The 12,335-nt window shown below is 36.5% G+C and carries 4 protein-coding genes; all 4 read right to left on the bottom strand.

Annotated elements, in window-relative coordinates:
* Nucleotides 1-123: 123 nt before the first annotated feature.
* The 4 genes from J8H85_RS00535 to J8H85_RS00550 are packed head-to-tail and all read right to left on the bottom strand — an operon-like array spanning nt 124 to nt 12,320.
* Entirely contained in the window at nt 124-2,043 is a 1,920-nt protein-coding gene (locus J8H85_RS00535) for an OmpA family protein (RefSeq protein WP_209651610.1), read from the bottom strand.
* Between the two features lie 56 nt (nt 2,044-2,099).
* A complete protein-coding gene (locus tag J8H85_RS00540; RefSeq protein ID WP_245243700.1) occupies nt 2,100-4,088 on the bottom strand; it encodes an OmpA family protein in 1,989 nt (662 codons plus the stop codon).
* An 11-nt stretch (nt 4,089-4,099) separates the two neighbouring features.
* A complete protein-coding gene (locus tag J8H85_RS00545) occupies nt 4,100-5,020 on the bottom strand; it encodes a PorP/SprF family type IX secretion system membrane protein (protein ID WP_209651612.1) in 921 nt (306 codons plus the stop codon).
* A 10-nt stretch (nt 5,021-5,030) separates the two neighbouring features.
* The gene (locus J8H85_RS00550) at nt 5,031-12,320 is read right to left on the bottom strand and encodes a gliding motility-associated C-terminal domain-containing protein (RefSeq protein ID WP_209651614.1); all 7,290 of its coding nucleotides are present in this window, start codon (nt 12,318-12,320) and stop codon (nt 5,031-5,033) included.
* Between the last annotated feature and the right edge of the window lie 15 nt (nt 12,321-12,335).

A 12,335-nucleotide genomic window follows, 5' to 3' on the forward strand; every position in this document is an offset into this window, starting at 1 on the left:
AGCTAATTTGCAATGATATTTAGTTGTAAATTATACCATAATTTTCATCATATAAAAACAAAAAAATCATCAAAATAATAGTTTTTTGTTGATTTTTTTAATTGATTTCAGAACACTTTTAAATTAATACATTCTTACAACAATAAATTGCGTACGTCTGTTTAACTGGTGTTGTTCTTCTGTACAAGGAGCTGCATCATTACATTGGTTGGTTAAATTTTGTTCGCCATAACCTTTATATTCACTAATTCTTTCAGGATTTATGCCCTTATTTATTAAGTAATTGTATGTGGTTTTTGCTCTTTTTTGCGAAAGTTTGTTGTTGTATTTTGATGACCCTCTAGAATCGGAATAAGACTCAATTTTAATGACCATATCTGGATATGTGGTAGTCATTAAGGTTACAATACGATCTAATTCAACCGTGCTTTCCTTTCTAATATCATAATTATTGTAATCAAAATATATTGACTGAAGTTCTGTAATGGGCTTTGATTTGATTTTATCTGGACTTAACACAATACTTGTATTAATGCTTGTTGTGTTTTTATCAATGCCTTTTGAGGATACCGCTTTGGTATAATCTAAATAATCATCTTTTTTAACTTGGATGTAGTAATCGGTATCTCTATCTATATTAATATTGAAATGTCCATTTTCACCTGTTTTCACTGTATCTAAAGAAGAGCTACGGCTATCTAACAAGGTTACTGTGGCATTTGCTATAGGTTTGTTTGTTTCTGCATCGGTAACTGTGTCTTCAATTTTTAATTGTGGGACTCTATAAAAAGCATAAATATCATCACTACCCATGCCACCATTTCTATTTGAAGCGAAGTATCCAGATAAACCATCTTCATTCATAAAGAAAGAGAAATCGTCTTTACTGGAATTTACAGGAATACCTAGATTGATGACATTAATAATTTTATCGTTTTCGTCTGAAACTGTTTCGAAAATATCAAGCAAACCTAAACCTGGGTGACCATCGGATGCCAAGAAAAGCTTACCATCGTTATTTATAAAAGGAAAACTTTCATTTTTATTGGTGTTAACAGGAGCTCCTAAATTTTGAGGTGTTCCATAACCATTGCTATTTATGTCTACATAATAAATATCGGTACCACCCATACCTCCTGGCATGTTGGATGTAAAATATAGCTTTGTTTCATCGTTATTTAAAGCTGGGTGGGCAATAGAGTAGGTGCTGCTGTTAAAGGGCAACTCTTCAATGTTTGTCCATTTGCCATCCACCAAATTTGCTTTGTAAATTTTAAGGTTTGTAACGTTTTCATCTGTTTTACCTAAAATTTGTTCATTGAAATCACTTCTTGAAAAATACAAGGTTTTACCATCTTTTGAAATGGCTAATGACCCTTCATGGTATACGGTATTAACTGACCCCTGCAATTTGAATTTATTGTTCACAATACTGTCGCTACTGGAGGTGGCTTTTACATAGATATCTAAAAAAGGTTCTTCATTCCAACCATCAATATGTTTTAAAATGACGCCTTCGTCTCTTGAAGAAATAAAATAAGTATTTCCGTTTTTTTCATAAGCACCAAAATCGCTAAACTTAGAATTGAAATTAACATCCTTTAAAAAATAATGGGGTTTCACATTATAAATTTTGTTAATAAAATCATTATCGTTTACAATATCAGATTCTTTTAGATCACCACCTTCATCTTTAAAACGCTTTAACCATATACGAGATTCTTTATAATCTTGAACACCTCTTAAGGCCTGTGCATAGTTGTAGTAATATTGATTAGGAACATTTGGTTGTTTTATCACTTTTTTATAGTAAACCACTGCACTATCTGGATTACGCAAATATGCATAACAATTGGCTAATTGTCTGGTAGCGTAATCTGCATTGTCGTTTTTTGAGATAAGTTCTTTATAAGCATTAGTGGCGGCAACAAATGAAAACTTATTGAATAAATTATCTGCTTTTTTTTGCAAGCCAGTTTGCGAAAATGATGCCATGCCCATTACTAAAACAATGCTGCTTATCATGTGGTTTTTTAATCTCATGGGTCTGAATTTTAAATAAAAAATCTAATGAAAGCGTTTTTATTTGTTTACATATGTTATTCCATTTTAATTACAATAAATTCTGTACGTCGGTTTAATTGATGTTTTGCTTCATCGCAACTAACACCATCGGCACATTCATTAATTAATCTTCGTTCTCCATAACCTTTGTGTTCTGCAATTCTAGATGGGTTTACACCTTTAGAAATTAAATAGTTATAAGTAGAATTAGCTCTGTTTGTAGATAGCCTGTCGTTGTATTCATGAGTTCCTCTGGAGTCAGTATGTGCTTCAATACGAATAACCATATCAGGGTAATCAGAAGTCATTAATTTTACAATCTTATCTAATTCTAAAGCATATTCTTTAAGAATGTTATACTTTTCGAAATCAAAATAAATAGGATTTAATTCAGCACTTTTTACTCCTGTAGAATCTTGACTGGTAATGTTTGAATTGTAATCTAAATTAGTAGTGTTTAAGTCGGCTAGCTTAACAACATCTGGCTTCGGATTTAATAATAAATTGGCATTGATGTTAGTAAGCTCCGTTTGAAGGTTTTTAGATGTAAAATCTCTGTAATCATCAATATATTTGTTCTGACTTGCTACAATTCTATAATCTTTATTTCTATCAATATTTATTTGATAAAAACCATTTTCATCGGTTTCCATATAGGCTATTTGGTTGCCTTTATCATCAAATAATTTAATCATGGCTTTAGGAACAGGTTTTGTGTTAATAGCGTCTGTTACAACACCTTCAACTTCTAATGATGGCACTCTATGAAATGCATAGATATCATCACTACCACGTCCACCTTTTCTGTTTGAGGCAAAGTATCCTGTGATGCCATCTTGATTCATGGCGAATGAAAAATCGTCACTATTGGAATTAACAGGAACGCCTAAGTTTATAACATCTACAATTTCATCATTTTCACCTTTAATAGTTCCGAATATATCCAATAAACCTAAACCTGTGTGCCCATCAGAAGAAAAGAACAGCGTATTTTCATTATTAATAAAAGGAAAACCTTCCGCACTTTCAGTATTTACAACATCTCCCATATTTTTAAGGTCAGTAAGGGTACCATCAGGATTGATGTTAACTACCCAAATATCAGAACCACCGTGCCCTCCAGGTCTATCGGAAGAAAAGTATAATTTGGTATCATCACTATTTAAAGCAGCATGTTGCGTTGAAAATTCATCGCCATTTATAGATAGATCTTCAACATCTTTCCAGATGCTATCCCGTAAAGTAACTCTATAAATTTTCATATTGGTAAGCCCTTTTTTATCTTTTACTTCAATTTGGTCTTTGAAGTTGTTTCTTGAGAAATACATGGTGCGACCATCTTTTGTTATGGTTACTGGTCCATCGTGGTAAATCGAGTTTATATCACCTTTTAATTTAGCAGAATGATCGACATTTCTTTTTGTTTTAGCATCAGTAACATAAATATCTAAAAATGGTTGTTCATTCCATCCATATAGGCGTTTTACGGCTACGCCTTCATCTCTAGATGATGTAAAGTAAACTTTTCCGTTCTGCTCGAAAGCACCAAAATCACTGTATTTAGAATTGAAGTAAACACGATCTAAAAAATATTGCTGTTTTGCACCAAAAACACTTGTGATGAAGTTGATGTCTTTTGAAAAATCGTTGGCATTTACTACACCTCCCGAATCTTTATAGCGTTGCAACCATTCTTGAGATTCGTCATATTTTTTCATACCTCTAAGAGACTGTGCATATTTATAGTAATATTCTATAGGCACATTTTCTTGCTTTACAACATTTTTATAATATCTAGATGCATTGTTTGGGTCTCTTAAAAAGGCATAACAATCGGCAAGTTTTCTAGTTGCATAATCTTTGTTGTAATTATTCGCAATAAGTTCTCTGTAAACTTCAGCAGCTTTAACAAATGAGAACTTATTAAATAAGGTATCTGCACGCTTTTGTTTTCCTTGTTGTGAAAACATAGAAATGCTTAACATTAATGCGATACAAACTAATATGTGATTTTTAAGATTCATGAAAAATAGTATTAGAAATATCTAGGTGATTTTAATTTTGAACTTAAGAATTTGAATTCATACATGAGCAATATCTCGTGAGAACCAGTAGTGTAGTCTGCAATTTCTGAGATTGGTTTTTCATAGGCATAACCAATACGAAGCTGTCTAGAAACTTGAAAATCAGCAATGACGCCTATGGCAGCTGTTTGTTCGTTTATTCTATAGGAGCCACCTAACCAAACCTTTTCTTTGTATAGGAAATTAGCGGTAAGGTCATAAGAAACAGGAGCTCCGTTGGTTGCTTTTACTAAAAATGCTGGTTTTAATTTGAAGTTTTTACTTAAATCTACAACCACACCACCTGTAAAATAATAACTCCATCTATCTAAAGCTTCAAAGCCTTGTTCGGTATTTTTATCGGTATTTAAAACTCTAGGGGTTGATAAACCAAGGTAAACTCTATTGGTACTCCAGTATAGCCCTAAACCAACATTTGGAGTCCATCTATTTTCTATACCATATATAGAAGGATCAAAACTTTCATATTCACGAAAATCGGCATCTAAACCATATTGGGTAAACCCAGCTTTTATACCAAAAGCTAATTTTCCTGTTCTTCCTGTTGGAATACTATATGAAAAATCGCCGTATAGATATGAGAAGTTTTCAGGCCCTAAATCGTCTTCAATAAAAGATAAACCCACCCCAATTCTATCGTTTCTAAGTGGCGTATGTATGGACAGAGTTTGTGTTATTGGTCCTCCTTGAAAACCAACCCATTGGCTTCGGTGTAATCCAACAATACTCAAAGCTTCTCTACTACCGGCGTATGCAGGATTTATAGAGATTGTATTGTACATATACTGTGTGAATTGCGGTAATTGTTGTGCAACTCCAACCGTACAACTTAACAATGCAATAGCTATTATGTTATGTTTTATAAATTTCATAGGTTGAGTTTTATTTGGTTCCTAAGTAAACAGGACCAGTAAATGGTGCCAATCCACTATCTTTTAAAATTACTATATAATAATAAGTTCCATTTGGTACTTTTCCGGAAGCACCAATAGATTTTTTACTTGCGTTACCTGTCCAGGTATTGGCTGGAGGGGTTGCCCTGGTTTCGAATTCGGTTACTGACGGGTAATTGTCTGACTCAAAAATTAAAGCGCCCCATCTATTAAATATTTTCACTTCGGCAACAAAACCGCATAAGTCAATTCCAGTGATATAAAAGAAATCATTAACTAAGTCGCCATTAGGAGTTACCGCTTTAGAAATTATAACATCGGTATCTTTACAAGCTAACACTTTACAGTAATTAACATTCATGGTGATATCGCTTATGCTAATACAGCCGTTATGTGTAGTGGTATATCTAAACACATAGGTTATACCATTCAAGACCGTTTCCCTAGTCCACATGATATTGGTAGCGTCAAATATGCTTCCATTTAATGTTGCGTTAGGCTCACCCTCTAGTATTTCCCAAGTTCCAGTGGTGTTAAGTCCATCAATAGTTAGGTTATTCAGGTCAAGTGGACCTTCATCGTAACACCAATCATCAGCATTTAAGTCTGTTTTTATTTCATTAAGAGCTACATTCAGTGTTTGCGTATAAGTAGCTTCATTATTACATTCATCTCTTACGGTCCATGTTCTAACAATCACATAATCTTCATATACATTATCTTCAAATGTGCTGGTTTCATTAAACGTTTGTGTAATATTTGATGCAGATGAACAATTATCTGTAAATGTTAACTCAGCTACTTCAGGGATATTATCACAACTTACATTCAATACTTCATCGTATGCTGTTGCAATAACAGGAGCTTTTGTGTCTTGAACGGTGATGATTTGTCGGCGGTCAGTTGTTAAACCACATGCATCAGTAGCCGTCCAAGTACGCGTAATAATATAATTATTAGGACAACTTCCATTAGTTCTTACATCTTGTACCGTTACGTTTGCATCACCACAATTGTCAATAGCTGTTAAGGTTGCAGGATTAGGTATGGCATCACATTCAACGGTTAATGTAGTAGGAGGTAAGGTTCCAACAAATGTTGGTGCTTTTGTATCGCGTACAGTAATGATTTGAGTATGTTCTGTAGTTAAACCACATAAATCGGTAGCTGTCCAAGTACGAGCAAGTGTATAATTATTTGCGCAACTACCATTAGTTCTTACATCTCTAACTGATACTGTTGCAGAACCACAAATATCGGTAGCTGTTAATGTTTCAGGCGTAGGAACTGCATCACATTCTACTACCAAATTTGAAGGAGGTAATGTTGTTTGGACAAACGTTGGAGGTGTTGTATCTTGAACTGTTATGGTTTGAATGTGTGTCTTGGTAAGATCACATTCATCAGTTGCGGTCCATGTACGGATAATTTTATAATTATTTGCACAATTACCGTCTTCTCTTTTTTCATCGAATGTAACCGTTGCAATACCACAGTTATCGGTGGCTGTGAGAGTTACAGAAGCGGGTATACTATTACATTCCACAGTCATATCTCCAGGGAGCACAGTTTCTACAAACTCTGGAGCCGTAGTATCAGATGTTGAAATAATTTGGTCTGCCGTTGCTATATTCCCACAAGCATCTATAGCTGTCCAAGTACGAGTAATAGTAAATGTACCAGAGCAAGCACCGTCGGTTCTAACATCATTGAAAGTTACAATAGGCGATGAATCACAGTTATCGGTTGCTGTAGCAGTTCCAAATGCAATAGGTGATAAATCATCACTACATTCTGCGCTAACATTGGCTGGAAGAGAAAGTACTGGCGCAGTTGAATCAACCACTGTAATAGTTTGAACAAAGTTTGAGCTAATATTGGCACACCCATCAGTAAAGTTCCAAGTGCGCACTCTTACATAAGCACTAGGGCAATTGGCATCATTTGTTGTTACGTCACTAACCAATATTAAGTTAGGAGTTGAACAGTCATCGGTAGCGGTAGGAGCAAGTGCCAAAGCGGTATTTATTCCATCTACATCACTACATTCAAGAGTTCTGTCCAGATCACCCAAAGTATTGGTAACAATAGGTGCAACATTATCTTTTATTAAGTAAGTAGCGGTAGTGGTACTTTGATTGTTACAAGCGTCGGTTGCAGTAAATATAACCGTTATGGCTCCATCATCACATTTCACAGACGTATCAGAACCATAATCGTTGCTCCAAGTAACCGTACTACAATTATCAGTAGCTGTAGCTCCGGCATTAGAGTTTAACCATGCCGTTAAAGTTGCTTGGGTATCTCCAACACCACATTCTATTTCTAAATTAGAAATGAGGTTAGTATTGTCAATAATAGGTGCCGTTTGGTCGTTACCGGTATGCGTAATGGTTTGGTTTTCCAGTTTGTTTCCACAGGCGTCCACTACTTCAAAAGTATATACTAAAGACCAAGAACAGTCATCACCTGTCTGAGTTGTATCGATTAGGTTTACGGTTACAGTGCCTCCACAATTATCGGAGTAATTGGCAGCTACTGTTGTAGCGTTAAATGGATATGTTGTTTGCGCATCGGTAGCACAAACATCAACATCAATCACACCTGTTGGGGCTGTACCTGTAGGTGCCGTTTGATCGCTACCGGTATGTGTGATGGTTTGGTTTTCCAGTTTGTTTCCACAGGCGTCCACTACTTCAAAAGTATATACCAAAGACCAAGAACAGTCATCACCGGTTTGAGTTGTACCCGTTAGGTTTGCGGTTACTGCGCCCCCACAATTATCGGAGTAATTGGCAGCTACGGTTGTAGCGTTAAAAGGATTTGTGGTTTGCGCATCTGTAGCGCAAGCATCTGTATTGGCAGTACCAATTGGAGCGGTACCTGTAGGTGCAGTTTGGTCGCTACCTGTATATGTAATGGTTTGGTTTTCCAGTTTGTTTCCACAAGCGTCCACTACTTCAAAAGTATATACCAAAGACCAAGAACAGTCATCACCTGTCTGAGTTGTATCCGTTAGGTTTACGGTTACAGCACCCCCACAATTATCGGAGTAATTGGCAGCTACGGTTGTAGCGTTAAATGGATATGATGTTTGTGCATCAGCAGCACAAATGTTAACATTGCTTACTCCTGTTGGAGCGGTACCAGTTGGCACTGTTTGATCGCTACCAGTATGTGTGATGGTTTGGTTTTCCAGTTTGTTGCCACAAGCGTCCACTACTTCAAAAGTGTATACCAAAGACCAAGAACAGTCATCACCGGTCTGAGCTGTATCTATTAGGTTTACAGTTACAGCGCCACTGCAATTATCGGAGTAATTGGCAGCTACGGTTGTAGCGTTAAATGGATATGTTGTTTGCGCATTGGCTGCACAAACATCTGCATCAGTAACACCTGTTGGAGCGGTACCTGTAGGTGCCGTTTGATCGCTACCAGTATGTGTAATGGTTTGATTTTCCAGTTTGTTGCCACAGGCGTCCACTACTTCAAAAGTATATACCAAAGACCAAGAACAGTCATCACTGGTCTGAGTTGTATCGATTAGGTTTGCGGTTACAGCGCCCCCACAATTATCGGAATAATTGGCAGCTACGGTTGTAGCGTTAAATGGATATGTAGTTTGTGCATCGGCAGTGCAAGCATTTGCATTGGTTGTACCTGTGGGAGCGGTACCTGTTGGAGCAGTTGAATCAACCACTGTAATAGTTTGAACAAAGTTTGAGCTAATATTGGCACACCCATCAGTAAAGTTCCAAGTGCGCACTCTTACATAAGCACTAGGGCAATTGGCATCATTTGTTGTTACGTCACTAACCAATATTAAGTTAGGAGTTGAACAGTCATCGGTAGCGGTAGGAGCAAGTGCCAAAGCGGTATTTATTCCATCTACATCACTACATTCAAGAGTTCTGTCCAGATCACCCAAAGTATTGGTAACAATAGGTGCAACATTATCTTTTATTAAGTAAGTAGCGGTAGTGGTACTTTGATTGTTACAAGCGTCGGTTGCAGTAAATATAACCGTTATGGCTCCATCATCACATTTCACAGACGTATCAGAACCATAATCGTTGCTCCAAGTAACCGTACTACAATTATCAGTAGCTGTAGCTCCGGCATTAGAGTTTAACCATGCCGTTAAAGTTGCTTGGGTATCTCCAACACCACATTCTATTTCTAAATTAGAAATGAGGTTAGTATTGTCAATAATAGGTGCCGTTTGGTCGTTACCGGTATGCGTAATGGTTTGGTTTTCCAGTTTGTTTCCACAGGCGTCCACTACTTCAAAAGTATATACTAAAGACCAAGAACAGTCATCACCTGTCTGAGTTGTATCGATTAGGTTTACGGTTACAGTGCCTCCACAATTATCGGAGTAATTGGCAGCTACTGTTGTAGCGTTAAATGGATATGTTGTTTGCGCATCGGTAGCACAAACATCAACATCAATCACACCTGTTGGGGCTGTACCTGTAGGTGCCGTTTGATCGCTACCGGTATGTGTGATGGTTTGGTTTTCCAGTTTGTTTCCACAGGCGTCCACTACTTCAAAAGTATATACCAAAGACCAAGAACAGTCATCACCGGTTTGAGTTGTACCCGTTAGGTTTGCGGTTACTGCGCCCCCACAATTATCGGAGTAATTGGCAGCTACGGTTGTAGCGTTAAAAGGATTTGTGGTTTGCGCATCTGTAGCGCAAGCATCTGTATTGGCAGTACCAATTGGAGCGGTACCTGTAGGTGCAGTTTGGTCGCTACCTGTATATGTAATGGTTTGGTTTTCCAGTTTGTTTCCACAAGCGTCCACTACTTCAAAAGTATATACCAAAGACCAAGAACAGTCATCACCTGTCTGAGTTGTATCCGTTAGGTTTACGGTTACAGCACCCCCACAATTATCGGAGTAATTGGCAGCTACGGTTGTAGCGTTAAATGGATATGATGTTTGTGCATCAGCAGCACAAATGTTAACATTGCTTACTCCTGTTGGAGCGGTACCAGTTGGCACTGTTTGATCGCTACCAGTATGTGTGATGGTTTGGTTTTCCAGTTTGTTGCCACAAGCGTCCACTACTTCAAAAGTGTATACCAAAGACCAAGAACAGTCATCACCGGTCTGAGCTGTATCTATTAGGTTTACAGTTACAGCGCCACTGCAATTATCGGAGTAATTGGCAGCTACGGTTGTAGCGTTAAATGGATATGTTGTTTGCGCATTGGCTGCACAAACATCTACATCAGTAACACCTGTTGCGGCTGTACCCGTGGGAGCAGTATTGTCATTAATATTAATCGTTTGGTTGGTAGTTGCTGTAGCACCACAGCCATTAGTAATTGTAAAAGTTCTTGTTACAGTAATTGGGCAACTTGAACCTTGTGTTATTACATCAATATAAGTGATGCTTGCAATACTTCCATTACCAGAAACAGTGTAACCTGGTGCAACATAAGTATCTTTTATATCTACTGATTGTGTAGCACTATAGGGATATCTTGCAGCTGTTAATGCGGTAATATCATTCACATCACAACCTTCAATATTAATTGGGCTTGGTGCAGTAATTGCTGGAGGTTGGCTGATATAATCCAAATAATCAATGGCAATTGTGATAGGAGCAGGAATTGGATCACCAATACACAAACCATTCATTTCATAACCCTGTATTAAAGTAAAACTAAAAGGAACATTCGAATTTTCTCCAACACCATTAATAGTTCCATTTACAGTTACATTAGGATCAAAATTTGGATCGGTTAAAATGGAACAGTTTGTAGTTACAGTTAAACTTAAACTAATCTCAGCTAAAACTTCATCAGGATTTCCAAAAGGAAGTGTCTCTAAATTCCAAACAATAGATCCGTTATCACCAAGCAAAGGGTTATACACAGGTACATTTGTTGTAGCTAGTGAAAAAGGGTTAAAGGTTATATTAAGGCTATTAGGATCGATACCATCCGGTAAAGGAATAGTAAGAACTGTATTTACAGTATTTTCGCTACCTGTATTTTTTATTTGAATAGTATGTTCTGAAGATTCTCCAGGTGCTAATTCGTAAGGTGAAACAGGGGGATTTCCATTAACAGATGTTAATTCAATAACCCCTTCAGGTTCAGGAACATAGGCCTCAACTGAAAATGTAATATTGAAAATAGCATATGTATCTACGGCTGATCCATATTCAAAAGAAGTAGAAGTTTGGTTATTGTTTATGTATTTGTTATTAGCATTATCTACATCAAACATAACAATATCCAAACCTGTATTGTTAAGGTGTTGAGGATTTCTTGTATTGCCCCCTGTTATGATTGCAGAGTTAAAAAAGTTGGTAGAGTTATTAGGTGTAACATTACTACCGGTATAGCTTAAATTTTCATAAGCACCAGTGTCTTGTCTTAACATTCGAAAATAATCACCTGAAAACTCAATATCCCCTTCACCAGCCATAAGTCCTAATTTTAAATTTACAGGTCCATTTGGAATGGCATTAAATCCAGATACATTTAGAAAATATGAAGCCGTAGTGTTTTCTACAAAAGCATGTCCATCAAATACGGTTACGTCCCTCCATTTCATTTTAGAGTTTTCATACACCACAACGATGCCCCAGCCACCATAATAACCTGTTGCATCAACATTTCCTTCTCTTAATGCAATATCAGCAACAAAATATTCACCAATACCATTTTGCTGTACATATTCTGTTATTTCAGAATAAGCAGAATACATGTTTTTGTCAACACCATTTGTTGGAAAATAGATCTCTGTAGCATTTAATTCTGTATAGACAGACGCTGAAGGTCCTTTTATGGAAACTTTACGCTTGTCAAAGGTTTTTGTAATAGCAGGTCCACCAGGAATAAGTGTTTTTGTGACATCAAAAGTAAAACCAGGATCCGTTTCTACTTCACCAAAAGCTCTACCAGTCCAATATAAACCAGCATAAATAATTTTTGAACAATCTGGAATAGCACCATTTTCAGTAGAGAACGTTAAATTGGCTGAAGATGAATTAAATGTATTATCATCATTATCAATATCAACATACATCATATCATTATTGTTGGATGTATTTGTAGGGTACGTGAAACCATCCAATTGTAGGTTGGTATTCCCAATCATAGTAAAGTCTCCTTTAATTGTATAATTGGCCCTTGGAGCAAATGGCACCCTTACTTGAGAGTAACCAATTTGAATACATAAAAACAAAAAAAACAATGTAGCCAATTTAAAAGCCAATGTTTTTGTATTTGATTTTTTAAAGTATTGTTGTTTCATTTCTTAATCTTTTAA

The organism is Mariniflexile gromovii (assembly GCF_017814435.1).
In the GTDB taxonomy this organism is placed as follows: Bacteria; Bacteroidota; Bacteroidia; order Flavobacteriales; family Flavobacteriaceae; genus Mariniflexile; species Mariniflexile gromovii.